Source organism: Streptomyces sp. GESEQ-35 (genome assembly GCF_017948485.1).
GTDB lineage: Bacteria > Actinomycetota > Actinomycetes > Streptomycetales > Streptomycetaceae > Streptomyces.
In genome coordinates this window covers 46,713-62,607 of record NZ_JAFFSX010000031.1, presented here as the reverse complement: position 1 = coordinate 62,607, position 15,895 = coordinate 46,713, and the positions used below count along the sequence as shown (strand labels likewise).

The 15,895-nt window shown below is 70.5% G+C and carries 16 protein-coding genes; 9 read left to right on the top strand and 7 right to left on the bottom strand.

The window, feature by feature from the left end; all coding sequences use genetic code 11:
* Window positions 1-65 precede the first annotated feature (65 nt).
* A complete protein-coding gene (locus KCH87_RS40750) occupies window positions 66-836 on the bottom strand; it encodes a metalloregulator ArsR/SmtB family transcription factor (protein WP_210593028.1) in 771 nt (256 codons plus the stop codon).
* 208 nt (window positions 837-1,044) lie between these two features.
* Between KCH87_RS40750 and KCH87_RS40745 the strand changes: the two genes are divergently transcribed.
* The gene (locus tag KCH87_RS40745) at window positions 1,045-1,542 is read left to right on the top strand and encodes a hypothetical protein (RefSeq protein ID WP_210592964.1); all 498 of its coding nucleotides are present in this window, start codon (window positions 1,045-1,047) and stop codon (window positions 1,540-1,542) included.
* 248 nt (window positions 1,543-1,790) lie between these two features.
* Here KCH87_RS40745 and KCH87_RS40740 read toward each other — a convergent pair whose 3' ends face one another.
* Complete coding sequence (locus KCH87_RS40740; RefSeq protein ID WP_210592963.1) at window positions 1,791-3,224, bottom strand: hydrolase; 1,434 nt, start codon at window positions 3,222-3,224, stop codon at window positions 1,791-1,793.
* Between the two features lie 219 nt (window positions 3,225-3,443).
* Here KCH87_RS40740 and KCH87_RS40735 point away from each other — a divergent pair, with 219 nt between their 5' ends.
* Window positions 3,444-3,707, top strand: coding sequence for a GlsB/YeaQ/YmgE family stress response membrane protein (locus KCH87_RS40735; protein ID WP_210592962.1), 264 nt, complete (start codon window positions 3,444-3,446; stop codon window positions 3,705-3,707).
* A gap of 326 nt (window positions 3,708-4,033) precedes the next feature.
* On the opposite strand, the gene KCH87_RS40730 is transcribed toward KCH87_RS40735, so the two are convergent.
* Window positions 4,034-4,990 carry an NAD-dependent epimerase/dehydratase family protein gene (locus tag KCH87_RS40730; protein WP_210592961.1) on the bottom strand — a complete coding sequence of 319 codons (957 nt, stop codon included), beginning with the start codon at window positions 4,988-4,990 and terminating at the stop codon, window positions 4,034-4,036.
* A gap of 131 nt (window positions 4,991-5,121) precedes the next feature.
* Between KCH87_RS40730 and KCH87_RS40725 the strand changes: the two genes are divergently transcribed.
* Window positions 5,122-5,829: a TetR/AcrR family transcriptional regulator gene (locus KCH87_RS40725; RefSeq protein WP_210592960.1), complete on the top strand. Its 708-nt coding sequence runs from the start codon at window positions 5,122-5,124 to the stop codon at window positions 5,827-5,829.
* 13 nt (window positions 5,830-5,842) lie between these two features.
* Here KCH87_RS40725 and KCH87_RS40720 read toward each other — a convergent pair whose 3' ends face one another.
* Together KCH87_RS40720 and KCH87_RS40715 are read right to left on the bottom strand one after the other, a co-directional pair.
* Window positions 5,843-6,619, bottom strand: a complete 777-nt coding sequence (locus KCH87_RS40720) for a GNAT family N-acetyltransferase (protein ID WP_210592959.1) — start codon at window positions 6,617-6,619, stop codon at window positions 5,843-5,845.
* 40 nt (window positions 6,620-6,659) lie between these two features.
* Entirely contained in the window at window positions 6,660-7,043 is a 384-nt protein-coding gene (locus KCH87_RS40715) for a MerR family transcriptional regulator (protein ID WP_210592958.1), read from the bottom strand.
* Window positions 7,044-7,102: 59 nt separating this feature from the next.
* Here KCH87_RS40715 and KCH87_RS40710 point away from each other — a divergent pair, with 59 nt between their 5' ends.
* Both KCH87_RS40710 and KCH87_RS40705 read left to right on the top strand, forming a co-directional pair.
* Window positions 7,103-8,302, top strand: a complete 1,200-nt coding sequence (locus tag KCH87_RS40710; RefSeq protein WP_210592957.1) for an MFS transporter — start codon at window positions 7,103-7,105, stop codon at window positions 8,300-8,302.
* A gap of 40 nt (window positions 8,303-8,342) precedes the next feature.
* Window positions 8,343-8,828, top strand: a complete 486-nt coding sequence (locus KCH87_RS40705; protein ID WP_210592956.1) for a nucleoside deaminase — start codon at window positions 8,343-8,345, stop codon at window positions 8,826-8,828.
* Window positions 8,829-8,896: 68 nt separating this feature from the next.
* Here the strand turns inward: KCH87_RS40705 and KCH87_RS40700 are convergent, their stop codons facing one another.
* A complete protein-coding gene (locus KCH87_RS40700; RefSeq protein WP_210592955.1) occupies window positions 8,897-9,538 on the bottom strand; it encodes a chaplin in 642 nt (213 codons plus the stop codon).
* Between the two features lie 271 nt (window positions 9,539-9,809).
* On the opposite strand from KCH87_RS40700, the gene KCH87_RS40695 reads away from it, so the two are divergent.
* From KCH87_RS40695 to KCH87_RS40685, 3 genes are all read left to right on the top strand, one after another.
* Complete coding sequence (locus KCH87_RS40695) at window positions 9,810-11,378, top strand: alpha/beta hydrolase (protein WP_210592954.1); 1,569 nt, start codon at window positions 9,810-9,812, stop codon at window positions 11,376-11,378.
* A gap of 92 nt (window positions 11,379-11,470) precedes the next feature.
* Complete coding sequence (locus KCH87_RS40690; RefSeq protein ID WP_210592953.1) at window positions 11,471-12,565, top strand: chemotaxis protein; 1,095 nt, start codon at window positions 11,471-11,473, stop codon at window positions 12,563-12,565.
* A gap of 62 nt (window positions 12,566-12,627) precedes the next feature.
* Window positions 12,628-13,647: a Gfo/Idh/MocA family protein gene (locus KCH87_RS40685; RefSeq protein ID WP_210592952.1), complete on the top strand. Its 1,020-nt coding sequence runs from the start codon at window positions 12,628-12,630 to the stop codon at window positions 13,645-13,647.
* A 13-nt stretch (window positions 13,648-13,660) separates the two neighbouring features.
* On the opposite strand, the gene KCH87_RS40680 is transcribed toward KCH87_RS40685, so the two are convergent.
* Window positions 13,661-14,074, bottom strand: coding sequence for an SsgA family sporulation/cell division regulator (locus tag KCH87_RS40680; protein WP_210592951.1), 414 nt, complete (start codon window positions 14,072-14,074; stop codon window positions 13,661-13,663).
* A 381-nt stretch (window positions 14,075-14,455) separates the two neighbouring features.
* Between KCH87_RS40680 and KCH87_RS40675 the strand changes: the two genes are divergently transcribed.
* Window positions 14,456-15,886, top strand: a complete 1,431-nt coding sequence (locus KCH87_RS40675) for a PP2C family protein-serine/threonine phosphatase (RefSeq protein ID WP_210592950.1) — start codon at window positions 14,456-14,458, stop codon at window positions 15,884-15,886.
* Window positions 15,887-15,895: the final 9 nt, after the last annotated feature.

Sequence of the window (15,895 nt, the reverse complement as noted above, 5' to 3'; positions counted from 1 at the left end):
GATCACAGAGGAAGGGACGAACACCCGGCCGGTCCGCATCGCGCGGACCGGCCTTCCGCTTCCCCTCACCGGCCGGGCACCGACCAGGGCTCCTGCGGCAGCGGGCTGCCGGTCTCCAGGAGGGACTTGAGGTTGGACAGCACGGCCGGCCAGCCGGACGAGACATCGGCCAGCTCGCCCTCGTCGGCGAGGTCCTGGTGGGTCACGGTGAGCCGGACGATGTCGGCGTGCGGCTCGATGTCGAAGGTGACCCGGGAGTACGTGTCCTCCCGCCCCTCCTTCTCCGGGTCGCCCCAGCTGGTGACCAGGCGGTGCGGGCGGTCGCTCTCGACGACGGTGCCGACGACGTCGGCGATGCCCGAGCCGTCGGTGCGGACGTGGGCCCAACGGGAGCCGGGCTGCCAGTCCGGCGACTCGTTGCGGTGGCCCCAGTAGGCGGCGGTCAGGTCGGCGTCGGTGAGCGCCTCCCAGACCTTCTCCGGTGTGCTCTCGATGTAGATGACGTAGACGTAGGTCGGCTTGTCGGTCATGGCTTCCTCGGCTCGTCGCTTCAGGTCGCCGAGCGCGCGCAGGCGCGGGCGCTCGAACTTGTCGATCCACCGCTCCTGGATCTCGTGGAGCGGGACGGGGTTGAGGTAGTGCAGCTTCTCCCGCCCCCGCCGCACCGTGCTGATCAGGTTCGCGGCCTCCAGGACGGCCAGATGCTGGGTCACCGACTGACGTTTCATGGCGATGCGCTCGCACAGCTCGCCGAGCGTGAGCCCGTTGTGCTCGTGCAGCCGGTCCAGCAGCCGTCTGCGGGTGTCGTCGGCCAGCGCCTTGAAGACCCGGTCCACCGCTGAGTCGCTCTCTGATCGCACACTCAAAGTTATGCAGGCAATTACCTGCATGTCAAGTTACCGTTTTCTTCCGCTATGCGCGGGATGACTGTTACACGACGTATGGGACCCCTTGATGCGCGGTCCGTACCGTCGAACACGTCGTCGCCCACGAGGTGGCGCCACTTCCCGGATGACCGAACCACCACCGAAGGACAGCTCTCTGATGCGTGCTTCCCGCACTCCGCGCACCGCCCTCGTCGCCGCCGGTGTCACCGCCGCACTGGGCGTCTCGGCCGCCGGCGCCGTCGCCCTCCCCTCGTCGCCGGCAGGTGACGTCGCGTCCGCCGGGCATACGACCGCCCACTCCACGGCGCAGCGCGTGCACGTGAAGACGGTGAAGCTCGCGGACAAGGTCTCCACGGCGAAGGTCTACAAGACCGGCAAGTACCGCTACGAGGCCGAGATCTGGGCCAAGGGCGTCAAGTACGGAACCCTCTACACCAACGGCAAGGCCGCCCCGCCCGCCCACGCCCAGAACAACGGCCTGCACGTCACGCTCCACCCGGACGGCAAGGTCACCTCCCGGGTCGAGCGAGCCAAGCCGCAGCCGGTCGTCAAGCGTGTCCTGGTCGCCGACGGACGTGCCGCGTACGGCCAGAACAACGGCCTGCACGTCACCCTTCAGCCCGACGGTCAGCTGGCGTCGTGGGTCGCGCCGTGATGAGGCGCCACGGGAAACGCGGTGGGGTGGGAGGTCTCGGCGCTGCTGAGAACGGCGGAGATCCCCCACGCCGTGATCGACGGCGATTTCATGGGACAGGTGCAACGAGACGGCCGAACAGCGGTTGACCGGGCGGGAGTTGGGCTCGGAGTTGGCACTGCTGGGCAGTGCACGCAAGGCCGCCACGGGATGGCAGACGGATCGCCGGCGGGAAGGCGGGGAAGCCGCCGGCGAGTCCGCCGCACGGCTCAACTCACATTGAGCGCCGTGTCGTCGACGACGAACGACGTCTGGAGGATGGACCCCTCGGTGCCGGTGAACCTAACCGTGACGGTCTGGCCCGCGTAGCTGCTGAGGCTGATGCTGCGCTGGGTGTAGCCGGAGGCGGCGTTGAGGTTCGAGTAGGTCGCCGGGGTGCCGAGGACCGTGCCGGAGCTGTTCAGGACCTGGACTTTCAGGGTGTCGTAGGCCGTGCTGGTGGTGGTCTCCGCGGTGTCGATGTGCAGATGGAAACTCAGGGTCGCGGAGCAGCCGGACGGGATGGTCACCGTCTGGGCGAGGGTGTCGGTGGACGCGGCGCCGTTGCCGTTCAGCCAGGCGTAGTAGGAGCCGGAACGCGCCGCCTTGCTGGTGGAGTTGGTGATGACACCGCTGGTCTGCGTCCATGTGGACGCTCCGGACTCGAAGCCGGTGTTGCCGAGCAGCTGGGCGTTGGTACAGGTGGGAGTGTCACCGCCACCGTCATCACTCCCGCCGGAGAGCCATTCCGTGGCGTTCAGGGCGAGAGCCGGGTTGGTGGCGCCGGAGTCGTTCCAGCCGTCGTACAGGGTGTTGCCGGACTGGCCGGTGCCGTCGTCGGCGGGCGAGGTGTCGCCCCAGAAGGCGACGCGACCGCTGCCGAAGGTGCTGGTCGCGAAGAAGGCACCGGTGTTTCCGGAGTAACCGGAGCGGTAGAGCAGGCCCTTGACGTTCGGGTTGTTCGCGGGCCGGAGCGTGGCGGTCGTGCCGCTGGCGATCAGACTCCTGGTGACGTTGCCGAAGGAGCCGTGCAGGACCGGGTTGGTGCTGTCGGTGATGGCAGCCGGGTACCCGGAGGAGACGTTGAGCACGTCGACGGAGAAGCCGAACGGGTCGGTGGAGTCGACGCTGTTGTTCGTCATCAGGTCGTTGAGGATCTCGACCGCGTCCTCGCCGTCGTTGTTGCGGTCGGCGCCGGTGTGGTCGGAGATCATGAACAGACCGCCGCCGTTCTTCACGAAGTTCATGATCGCGGTCTTCTCCGCGCTGGTGAACAACGTGTTGGGCTCCGGCAGGACCAGGGTGTCGAAGTTCGTCAGGTCGGTCGTCGACGAGCCTCCGTAACTGAGGGCGCCGCCGGACGGCAGTGTCTTGAGGCTGTAGTCGCCCGTCCGTTGCAGGGCGACTCCCCAGGCGGACAGGGCGCCCGTCCAGTCCGTCTCGGCCGACGGGGTGGAGTCCTGGCCGAGCGGGTCCGGCTGGCTGGTGGAGACGATCCAGTCGGCGTTCCCGGCCGTCTCGGCGTGCGCGTTGTCGAACAGGACGCGGTGCGGGGTCGCCGCACGGGCGGGGGTGGCGGTCTGGAGGGCTACTCCCGTGACGAGCAGTCCCAGACCGGCCAGGGCCCCGGTGCATCTGCGGCGGAATCTTCTGGATCCAAGCATCCGGCGAACCTCCGTGTGGGGTGGGAAGAGGCAGTGCGGGGGCTGAATCTGCGCGCGTAGAACAGTCAACGATCGTTCTACGCGCGTGGCACGTTTGAAAGGTACATGGCATGACCGGGTCGTGAACAGAAAACTTGCGCGCCACTCACCGGAGCGGACTGTCTCCGGCTCCAGCGGGCACTTGCTCAGCAACGGGGGTCCCGACAAAGAGGGGCGGAGATGGAGATCTCAGGCATCATCAGCGCCATCATTATCGGCATCATCATCGGTGTCCTGGGGCGGCTCGTCGTCCCCGGGCGTCAGCGCATCGGAATCCTGTGGACGATCCTCGTCGGCATCGCCGCCGCTCTGCTCGGCTCGGCGATCGCCAACGGCTTCGACGTCGCCGACACGGACGGCGTCGACTGGATCGAGTGGCTCATCCAGATCGGCCTGGCCGCGGTCGGCGTGGCCGCCATGGACCGGACGAAGGTCCGCCGCTGAGGGCCGCATCGCGGCAGGGACCACCCACGTGGGGACGCGGCTGCTTTGCATGAGGCTGCCGTAGCCGCGTCCCACGCAACGGCGCCGGGTACGTCCACGACGGAGAATTTGGCGCGACCTCTGAGCGCCTCGCACGGAGTTCGTCGGGCGGCGCCACCCGCCCGCCACGAGGGCGACCTGGACCAGCGGGTGTCCAGCCGACTCGGCTCGGCCAACCCGAACTCCCCGGCCACGCACAGCGGATGGCCCGGAACCCGGCGGCGTGCGGTCCACGATGCCGCACGCCCGCGTCGGTGCGCCCGGTTCACGGCAGGACCCGGCCGCGGTCATAGGCTCGCGAGCCACTCCTGGTACCAGGCCAGCGTGGCGTCCACCGTCTCGGCGAGCGGGGTCGGAGTCACGCCGAAGGCCTGCTCGAAGGCGGACGAGTCCATGATCTGGGGCTCGGTGTGCTGGTAGAACATCTCGGCGTACTCGGCCATGAACTCCTCGTCGAACGGGCCGAAGGGCCGGGGCTCGTCGACGGTCACGATGTTCAGCGGGCGGCCCACCTTCTCCTCGATCATGGCGAGGATCTCGCGGGTGGTGACCGCGGGCGCGGTGGGCAGATGCCAGACCCGGCCGTCGCCCTCGGGGCGCTCACCGAGGGTCGCGAGGCCGGCGGCCACGTCGACGATGCTCGTGTAGCTGTGCGGCAGGTCGATGTCCCCGAGCCCGGGAACCTCGCCGCCGGTGAGGGCACCGGGGAACACCGCTCCGCCGAGAGTGGAGCTGACCACGCCGGGGCCGACGAAGTCGGCGGACCGTCCGAGGACGACCCCGGCCCGGCCCTCGCGGTGCGCGGCGAGGTACCGCTCGTCGAGTTCGGCGCGCATCCGGCCCTTGCGGGTCGTCGCCTTCCAAGGGCTGTCCTCGGTCATCACCGCTCCCCCGGTCTCGCCGTACGGGTAGAGCGTGTCGAGTACGACCAGCCGCGCGCCGGAGGCTTCGACGGCACCGAGGACGGCGTCCTGGATGCGGGGCATCACCTCGACCTGGAGGTGATAACCGACGTTGAGGCAGTGGTACACGACGTCGGCACCGGCGACGGCCGTGCGCGCTCCGTCGACGGTGCTGACGTCGGCGGCGTACCGCTCGACCCCCTCGATCGCGGGCCCATCGCCCTTGCGGTCGACGAGACGCACGGCGTGACCGCGGCACACCAGCTCACGGGCGAGCGTGGTCCCGGCCGGGCCGGAGCCGAGGACGGTGTGCAGGGCGCGGGGCTCCTGGGCGGCAGACATGTTTGACCTCTTCTCTTTGTGATTCTCTATCGCTTACGTTAGACACCGTAACTCTTTCTATTGGGCATCACAATAGTGGGATACTTCGTCAGTCGTTAGGGTGTGTCGCGAAGCGGAGAAGGGAGTCGGCCGTGGCCGGGAGTACACAGAGCCCCAGGGCGCGCTATCGCGAGCAGACGCGCACGGAGGTCAAGGAGATCGCGCTCCGGCAGCTGGCCGAGGGCGGTACGGGCGCCGTGGCGCTGACGCGGATCGCCAAGGAGGTGGGCCTCTCGGGCCCGGCCCTCTACCGCTACTTCGACAGCCGGGACGCGCTGCTCACCGACCTGATCCGGGACGCGTACGCCGACTTGGCCTCGGCCGTCGCCGTGGCCGCGGACCAACTGCCTGCGACCACCTCACCGCGGGCTCGACTGCGGGCTCTGGCGACGGCGTGCCGGGACTGGGCGGTCGAGCAGCCGCACCGCTATCTGCTGATCCAGGGCACGCCCGTGCCCGGGTACATCGCGCCTCCGGAGACGGTCGACAGTGCGCGGGCGGTGCTCGGGCCGTTCCTGCCCGCCTTCGACGGGGCCGAGCCTTCGGCTGCGGTACGGCCGGTGGTCACGCAGATGCAGACCTGGGCCGATGCGGACCCCCCGGTCGCGGGATGGGTGAGCGGGCACTCGCCCGCAGGCGATCCGGGGACCGCGCTGGCCGGCGCCGTGCTCGCCTGGTCGCACATGCACGGGGTCGTCGGCCTTGAGGTGTCCGGCCAGTTCGGCGGCATGGGGCACGACGGAGGCACCCTGCTCATGGCCCAGATGGACTCGCTGGCCGACGCGTTCGGACTGGCCTGACCGGCGCGGCGTGCTACGGCACGTACACGTACGGCGTGGTGGTGGTCAGCGGCTGGAAGCCGAGCCGTTCGAGGATCGGGCGGCTCTGGCTCATGGCGTCGACCTGGAGGTACCGGTATCCACGGCCCACAGCGGCCCGCGCCCGGTGGGCGACCAGTGCACGGTAGATGCCGCGGCCGCGCCACTCCTCGACGGTGCCGCCGCCCCACAGGCCGGCGAACCGGTTGCCCGGCGCCATCTCCATGCGCGCCGCGCTGACCGGTATGTCACCGGCGAGGGCGACGACGGCTGCGACCGATTCGGGGTCGTCCGTGAGCCGGGCGAGCAGCTGGTGCCGCATCCGGGAACCGTCCGTGCCGAACGCCTTCTCGTGCACGTCGGCCACGAGATCGACGCCGGCCCGGTCGGTCACGGGAAGGATGCGGATGCCCTCGGGCGGCTCGGCGTCGAGGGTCAGATCGGCGACCTCGCCGATCATCAGCGTCTCCTCCGGCTGGGCGGTGAATCCGGCGTCCCTGAGCCGCTGACCGAGGTCGACGGGCAGGTCGTGGCCGTAGAGCTTCCACTCGAACTCGCGGCCGAGTCCGGAGAAGTAGGCGATCTGCTCGGCGATCGCCGTGTCCGCGCTCGACTCGTCCAGGTCGGACCACACGACGCCGTTCCAGCCCTGCGGGGAGGACACCTGGCGCACCACGCGCCCGGCACGCTCAACCCTGGCGTCGGGAGTGTCCGGCTGTGCACCTTCACGCATGTCCCGGTCGAAAAGGGCGAGCACACCGACGTGATCCATGTGCTCACTCCAGCACCGGGAGGCCCGCGTGGCAACCGCTTTACCGCTCAAATACGGCGGAAGTCCCGCTCACCGCGGCCAGATACGCACGCAGCCGGTCGCGGTTGCGGGCCAGGCAGTCGATACGGGACTGGATGCGGTCGATGTGGCCGCTGAGCAGCGCGGCGGTCTCGGGGGTCAGACAGACGGAGGGGAGCAGGATCTCCTCGGGCCCGGAGAGGTACGGCAGGATCGTGCGGATCATCTCCGTGGTCAGGCCCGAGTCCAGCAGTCCGCGGATCTGCTGCACGTCCTGGACGGCCGAGTCGCCGTAGTCCCGGTAGCCGTTCTGGGCGCGCTCGGGGTGCAAGAGGTCCTGCTCTTCGTAGTAGCGCAGCAGTCGTGTGGGCACCCCGGTGCGGCGGGACAGTTCGCCGATCCTCATGGCTTCCTCCGGAGGCCGCCCTTGCCTTCTCACTGATGTGAAGGTCCGAGCATGGTCGCATGTCCACCGCATCCCTGGTCAAGGGCGCAGCCGTGCCCACGTCCCTGCCCTGGTCCGGGCTCCTCGCCCTGTCCACGGCCGCCTTCACCGCCGTCATGACCGAGCTGCTCCCCGCGGGACTGCTCCCCCGCATGGCACCGGCGCTGGGAGTCCCCGAGGCCCGTGTCGGGTTCCTCGTCACCGCGTACGCGGTCACCTCCTTCGCCGCCGCGATCCCGCTCACCACACTGCTGCGCGGGCTGCCTCGCCGGCCGGTGCTGATGGGCGCGCTGCTCGGCTTGGCGTGCAGCAACGCGGTGGTCGCGCTGTCGTCGTCGTACGCCCTCACGTTCACCGCGCGGCTCGTGGCCGGGGTGATGGGCGGCATGCTGTGGGCGATGCTCGTCGGGTACGCGGCCCGGATGGTGCCGGCGGAGCGGCGCGGGCGGGCGATCGCGATCGTGCTCGCCGGGATCACGCTGGCGCTGTCGCTCGGCGTGCCCGCCGGGACGGCGGTGGCCGAACTGCTCGGCTGGCGCACGGCCTTCGGGGTGCTGGCCGGGCTCGCCGTGCTGCTGGCGTGGTGGGTGCGCCGGCGGGTGCCCGGCTTCCCGGGTGAGGCGCCGGGCTCCAGGCTGCCGTTGGGGCGGGTGGCCGGGTTGCCGGGGATTCCGGCGATCCTGTCGGTGACGTTGTTCCTGCTGCTGGGGCATCAGGTGATGTACACGTACGTCGCCCCGTTCACGGCACACGCCGGGTTCGGCCGGACCGGGCTGGTGCTGCTGGTGTTCGGGGCGGCGACGGTCGCCGGGATCTGGCTCACCGGCCTGCTCGTCGACCGGCATCTGCGGCCCACCCTGCTCGGCGCGCTCGCGCTGTGCGCCGGGGTCATGCTCACGCTGGGCCTGTGGGCCGGTGCCCCGGCCGTACTGCTGGTCTCCGTCGCACTGTGGGGTGCCGCGTTCGGCGGGGCGCCGACGCTGATCCAGACCGCACTGGTCGACGCCTCGGGTCCCGCCCGGGCGGACGTGGCGACCGCGTTGCAGACCACCGTGTACAACGCGGGTATCGCGGCGGGATCGCTCACCGGTGGTGTCGTCCTGGAGAGCGGTGGCGCGGGATCTCTGCCCTGGACCGCGCTCCCGCTGATCGCCGCCGCTCTCACCGTGGTGGCGCTCGGCCGCGGGCACGCCTTCCCGGCCGCGCGCGGTCGACCGTAGTGTGCGTTGCGAAGATCACCTCACGGGAAGGCCGTACGCCATGGTCGTGAAGGACACCGAGCTGCCGTATCTGCGCCGCTGTGTGGAGCTGGCGGCCGAGGCGCTCCAGGCCGGTGACGAGCCGTTCGGCTCGGTCCTGGTGGACGCGGACGGAGCGGTGCGGGCCGAGGACCACAACCGGGTGGCCTCCGGCGACCGCACGCGGCACCCCGAGTTCGAGCTGGCACGCTGGTCCGCGGCCCATATGACACCTCAGGAGCGGGCGGCCGCCACCGTGTACACATCCGGCGAGCACTGTCCGATGTGCGCGGCCGCGCACGCCTGGGTGGGCCTCGGCCGCATCGTGTACATCGCCTCGTCCGGCCAACTCACCTCGTGGCTGGCCGAGTTGGGCGTACCCGCGCCTCCGGTGCGGCCCCTGCCGGTCAACGAGGTGGCGCCCGGCGTGGTGGTGGACGGACCGGTGCCCGAACTGGCCGAGGAAGTACGGGAGTTGCACCGGCGCTTCCCACGCGGGCGCGGCTGAGGCCGTACCAGGACGTGGCCCCACCGATCACGGGTGCGGTGGGGCCGTCCGTCACCGGGAGGCCCCGGTCAGAGTGCCGCCTTCGCGCGGAAACGCCGGTACAGGACGGATCCGCCCAGCAACAGGGCCGCGCTGCCCGCGACCGCGGGGAGCATTCCGTCCGATCCCGTGTCGGCGAGGGTCGCCACCGTGGGCGGGGCCGCCTCGGAGCGGGGACGGGGCTCGGACGGCTTGGGCGGCTTGGGGACCGGCCGCGTCGAGGGGCGGGCGGGCCGGTCGCCGGAGGTGTTCACGGACTCGTTGCCGGTGGCCGGGTTGCCGACGCCGACCACATTGACGCTGTTGCCGCTGACGTTCACCGGGACATGCACCGGGAGCTGCACACCATTACCGGACAGCACACCCGGCGAATCCTTTCCGCGGCTCTCCGCCGTGGCTCCGCCGGGCTTGCCGCCCCGCTTCTTGCCCTCGCTCTTGTTGGCGCACTCATTGCCCACCGCCGGATTGAAGAGCCCCACCACGTTCACGGTGTTCCCGCACACGTTCACCGGGACGTGCACCGGGAGCTGGATGGTGTTGCCGGAGATCAACCCGGGCGAACCGGACGCGGCACCCTCGGCCGCGGAGTCGGCGTGCACAGGCGCTGTCAATGCCATCGCGCCAGAAGCGGCGGCGACGGCGATCACACCGTTTCGGGTAACCCGTTTCATAGGTTCCCTGCCTTCCAGACATGGTCGCGGGCACTCACCCGCACCGGATAAAACGCAGACGAACCATCCGAGTTATGGCTTATCGGCCTTTCACCCCATCGAGCGGCACAATTATCGAACTGGCGGCAAAACCGTCCCATTCATCAAGGGCGGACAGAGGGTAGGGCACTCCGTGCGGTCCCGCTCGTCCGGAGGCGTCGGTTCCGGGGGCCGCCTATCGTGAAGCGGAGGCGCCGATTCCCGGTCCACGGCAGGCGCCCTGGAGGCATGGATGCTGGCCAAGCTGACAACGCGCCTCACGGTCCGGCGCTCCGCGCTCACCGGTGCGGTCGGGCTGGCCGTGCTGGCGGCGGGGCTGCCGACGGGCGCCCCGCGCGACACCGACCCCGACCTGGCGCGGTTCTACCGGCAGAAGGTCGCGTGGGCGAAGTGCGACAGCTCGATGCCGAAGGATCTCCAGTGCGGCAAGGTCACCGTCCCGCTCAACTATGCGAAACCGAAGTCGGGCACGCTCGATCTGGCCCTCGCCCGCTACCGGGCCACAGGCAAGTCACGCGGCTCGGTGGTGCTGAACTTCGGCGGCCCCGGCGGCGCGGGAGTCCCCCAACTCTCCTTCGGTGGCGACGACTTCATGGGCCTGACGGACGGCTACGACGTGGTGACCTTCGACCCCCGCGGCGTCGGCAGATCCTCGCCGGTCAGCTGTGGCGACGGCTCCGAGCAGGCCGCCGAGGCGATGAACACGGACACGGACATCACCGACGACCCGCAGACGCTCCTCAGGCAGTTGCAGCGGGCGGCCGCCCTGTGCGTGAAGCACTCCGGACCCGTGCTCCCCCACATCGGGACCGTGAACGCCTCCCGCGACCTGGACGTCATACGCCAGGCCGTCGGCGACAAGAAGCTCAACTACCTCGGTTTCTCCTACGGAACCCGGCTCGGCGCCGTGTACGCGGCTCAATTCCCGAAGAAGGTCGGCCGGTTGGTGCTGGACGGCGTGGACACGCTCACGGAGCCGCTGACCAAGCAGGCGTACGTGGGGTCCGAGGGTCAGCAGACGGCGCTCGACGACTTCGTCGCGTGGTGCGCCGAGGACGACATCGCCTGTCCGCTCGGGACCGATTCGCGCATGGGCCGCGAACATGTCGTGGATCTCGTCGAATCGCTCGACGAGGACCCGGTGCCGACCGACTTCGGCGACAACTTCACAGGGCAGGACCTCGTCGCCGCCCTCAGCCAGGCCCTCTACAGCAGGGACATGTGGCCCACGCTGGAACGTGCCATCGCCTCGCTCGTCGAGAACGGCGATCCCCACGGCCTCCTCGCCCTCAGCGGTGGCGGCCTCGCCCGGAACGGCGACGGCGGCCTCGTCGACGAGGAGGACGTCCCCTTCGACAACCTCCAGGCCGCGTTGCTGTCGATCAACTGCGCGGACGACCCCGACCGCCCGACCGCCGACTGGATCACGAAGAACCTCGACCGGCTGCGCAGGCAGTACGAGGAGGCCTCACCGGTCTTCGGCGACTACCGCCTCACCGAGGTGCTGATGTGCTACGGCCGCCCCAAGGGCACCGACTTCATCCGGAAGGAAGTGCGCGACGTCGACACCCCGAAGATGCTCCTCGTCGGTACCCGCGGCGACCCGGCGACGCCGTACCGCTGGACCACGGAGACCGCGAAACGGCTGGGCTCCTCGGCCGTCGTGCTCGACAACAAGGGCGAGGGACACACCGGGTACGCCGCCTCCGAGTGCGTGCGCAAGAAGGTCGACGACTTCCTCCTGTACGGCTCTCTGCCCGCGAGCGGCAGCTCCTGCGGCTCCGAGCACGACGAAGACTGAACGCCGTGTCACACACCGGCGATGAACTAACCCCAATGCCCAAATTAGTTACCCCAAGTGCCCGATCGGACAATCAGGCCTATCGTGCTCTTATGGAGCACGCACTCAGCCCCGCGACCCTCACCGAACTGCGCCGCCCGCGCCCGTATCCGGCGGTGTCCGTGCTGACGCCGACGCACCGCCGCGAGCCGGAGAAGGCCCAGGACCCGGTGCGGCTGCGCAATGTCGTGGCCGCGGCCAAGAAGCAGCTGGAGTCCGATCCCGGGGTCAGCCGGGACCGCCGTGCCGACGTCGAACGACAGCTCGACCAGGCCCTCGCCGAGGTCGACCTCACGCATGCCGAGGACGGCCTGGTGATCTTCGCCGCACCTGGTGAGCACCAGGTGTGGTCGCTGGGCCGTCCGGTGCCCGAGCGGGTGGTGCTGGCGGACACCTTCCTGACCAGGAACCTCGTCTCGGCGCAGGCCGCCGAGCGGCCGTTCTGGGTGCTGTCGGTCTCCGCCGACCGCATCACGCTGTGGAACGGCGGCACCGACCGGGTCGCCGAGGTCCGCGCCGGCGGCTTCCCGCTGACCCGGTCCTTCGACAACTTCGACGCCGAGCGCCAGGAGCGGATCGGCGATCTGCCGAGCACCTTCCGTGACGAGGGCACCCGCCACTTCCTGCGCGACGCCGACACCGCGATGAGCAAGATCCTCCGGGACGACCTGCGGCCGCTGTACATCACCGGTGAGCAGGCCGCGCTGTCCGCGCTGGACGAGGTCGGCAGCGTCACCAGGGACGCGGTGCACATCGCGCACGGCGGACTCGCGCACGGCACGCCCGACGCCGTATGGCAGGCGGTACGGCCGCTGGTGGCCGCCGAGGACCGCAAGAGCACCGACGAAGTGTCCCGGGAACTCGAATCGGCGCGCGGGCGGCGGGCGTTCGCGGCCGGCCTGGACGAGGTCTGGCAGAACGCCCGCGAGGCACGGGTGCGGCTGCTCGCCGTCGAGGAGAACTACCGGGCCACGGTCCGCGACGACGGCGACCACCTGATCCCGGCCGAGAGCGGTGACCTCGACGCCCGGGAGGACATCGTGGACGAGATCGTCGAGCAGTGCCTGGAGACCGGCGCCGAGGTCCGCTTCGTACCGGACGGCACCCTGGCCGACGCCGACGGGATCGCGGGAGTACTGCGCTACTGACGGTCCCGCGCTTCCCGCGTCTACCCTTCGCCGGAGACAGTCGGCGACAAGGGAGCGCGCACGTGGGTGACCTTTTGGGCGTTGCGGTACTGGGTGCCGGACACATGGGGGCCGACCACATACGTCGGATCGACCGGGTGGTGAGCGGGGCGCGCATCGCCGCCGTGGCCGACCCCGACACCACGCGGGCAAAGGAGGCGGTGGCCGGGATCGAGGGGGTCGCGGTGCACACCGAGCCGGCGGCCGCGCTCGACGCGCCCGGCGTCGAGGCCGTACTGATCGCCTCGCCCGGCCCGGCACACGAGGAGGCGCTGCTCGCCGCGTTCGCGCGCGGGCTTCCGGTGCTGTGCGAGAAGCCCATGGTGCCCGACGCCAAGGGCGCCCTCCGCGTGGTGGAGGCGGAGGCACGACTCGGGCGACGGCTGGCCCAGATCGGGTTCATGCGGCGGTACGACGCCGAGTACCGGCAGCTCAAGGCGCTGCTGGACGGCGGTCGGCTGGGGCGCCCGCTGATGCTGCACTGCACGCACCGCAATGTGTCCTCGCCGCCCGGCTTCACCTCCGCGATGCTGATCAACAGCTCCGTCTCGCACGAGATCGACGCGGCCCGCTGGCTGCTCGGGCAGGAGCTGACCGCGGTGACCGTGCTGCGTCCACGGTCCTCCGCCGACGCCCCCGAGGGTCTCCTGGACCCGCAGTTCGTGCTCTTCGAGACCGAGCGTGGCGCCCTCGTCGACGTGGAGGTCTTCGTCAACTGCGGGTTCGGCTACCAGGTGCGCTGCGAGGCCGTCTGCGAACGGGGCAGCGCCCGGATCGGCGAGGGGCACACCATGCTCGTCACGACCGACGGCGCTGCCCGCGAGGAGGTGGCGCAGGACTACGTCGTACGGTTCGCGGACGCCTACGACCGCGAGGTGCAGGCCTGGGTCGACGCCACCCGGCAGGGACGGGTCACCGGTCCCGCGGTCTGGGACGGCTACGCGGCCTCCGTTGTCGCCGAGGCCGGGGTCCGGTCGCTGGAGACCGGCGCCCGCGTTGCCGTGGACCTCGCCCCGCGCCCGGATCTGTACGTCGGCCGCTGAAGCCGCACCGCACTCAGACGCTCCCGAACAGGGTGCCCAGGCCGGCTTCGACGGCGGCGCCGACGTCCTCCTGCCCCGGCGCGACCGCGGCGAACGTGCGCAGCAGGAAGCGGCGCAGGGCCGGCGTGTCGAACTGAAGCAGGGCCAGTCCGTACGGCGAGTGGAACTCCATGATCGTCCGGGCGCCTCCGCACGGCCAGATGTGCACGTCGCCGCTTCCCGCCGGGCCGCGCAGCCCGGCCTCGAGCAGGTCACGGCCGAAGGTCCAGGTGGCTCCCTCGCCGTCGAGGGCGACCTCGGGCGGGAAGTCGATGTGCACGGCCAACGGATCCGCGGAGGTGTAGCGGAGCGTGGCGGGCACAGGCAGCTCCTGCTCCTCGGCCGTGATCAGGTGGGCGCGGGCGGGCTGCTCGAGGCTGATGTCCATGGTCGGTCTCCACTGCGGGTGAGAGGTCGGCCTGTTGTGCCGGTGTGCTCTTACGACCCCGCAGGTGCCCTTTGCATTACGCGAAACGCCGAACAAGTTTGTGTGACCTGCATCACGCGAACAAGTGCCCATCGAACACGCACCTGAAAGTCGGCCCGGAGCCCGCGTCGATCAGTCAAGTCACGTACGCTGCCTACGACTTGACCCGTGGGCGACGTACACCATTCGCACCGCACGCTCACGCCCTGAAGACTGTGGCATATGCCAGGAGCACCACCGTATCGTGTGTTGCCAAATCCCTTACAGGGCGTCGCGGGCTGTGCGAGAGTCGTAACGGTCCCTCCGTCCGCCTTGGTCGTACCGTCCCCCTCGGAGTGCCTGATGCCGTCCCATCTCTCTGCGGACCGCCCAGCCGGCCAGCCGCCCGGACGCGGCTCGGTCGACGCGCTCATATCGCAGACGCGGCAGCTCAAGGGCGACATGGACGCCGTACGGCGGGATGCCCAGAGCGAGGGATCGGATCCCCAGGAGCGGTGGCAGCGCGCCCTGTACGACCTGGCACTGCACCAACTCAACGATCTGGACGCCCACTTGGCCCAGCTCCGGGAGGGCCCGCCGCCCGTCACCGTGGCACCCGAGCCCGTGTCCGCAGTCCGTGCCGTGCCGCCCGCTCCCCGGCGCGGCTCGCTGCTGAGCCGGGTCGGCAGCGCGGAGTGGAACCTGCTGACGGACGGGGCCAGTTGGTCCGGTGAGCTCTTCCAGATCCTGGGCCGCGACCCCGCCGCTCCCCCGCTCACCCTCGACGAGCTGCCGTCCCTGGTGCTCGACGAGGACCGGCCGAGGCTGACGGCGATGGTCACCGACTGCCTCGTCGACGCGAAGCCCATCGACGGGGAGTTCCGCGTCGTACGTCCGGACGGCGGCGTACGGACCGTGCACATGATGGGCGAGCCCGTGCTCGACGCCGACGGCAGCACCGCCTCGATGTGGGCCGTACTGCGCGATGTCAGCGAACTGCGGCGCAGCCAGCGGACGGTGAGCGAGACCCGTGACTCGCTGCAACGCCAGCGGCAGCGCGCGCAGACCGAGCACCGGCTGGCGGTCGAGCTTCAGGAAGCCGTGCTGCCGCCGTGGCGCGGTTCCCTGCGGCTCCCGCACCAGGGCGCCGAGAGCCTGGATCTCGCGGCCCACTACCTTCCGTCGTCGACGAGCGCGCTGATCGGCGGCGACTGGTACGACGCGCTCCAACTGGCCGACGGCGACACACTCTTGAGCGTGGGCGACCTGACCGGACACGGCGTCGCCGTGACATCGGGCATGGCGATGCTGCTGGGCGCGCTGCGCGGGATGGCGATGGCGGGCACCGAGCCCGGGCAGCTGATGTCCTGGCTCAACCAGTTGCTCGACGCCACCGTGCAGCCGGCCCTGGGCAGCGCCGTCTGCTGCCGCTACCGGCCCGCAACCCGCAAGCTGACGTGGGCGCAGGCAGGGCACCCCGCCCCGCTGCTGTTCCGCAACGGGACGGGGCGCACACTGGACGCACCGGACGGCGTCCTGCTCGGCGCGACCTCGGGCGCCGCCTACGAACAGGCCGAAGAGACCCTTGAGGCGGGCGACCTGCTCCTGCTGCACACGGACGGACTGGTGCCCAGGCGCAGCCGGGTTGAGGCCGTGCACCGGCTCCTCGACCTGGCACCCCGCTTCCGCGAGGCGCGCACCGCACAGGACTGCGTACGGACGGTCCTGGAGGAGCTGGGCGAGTTCGAGCGCGAGGACGACGCCTGCGTGCTCATCGCCCGGGTGGCGGACTGAACCAACGGC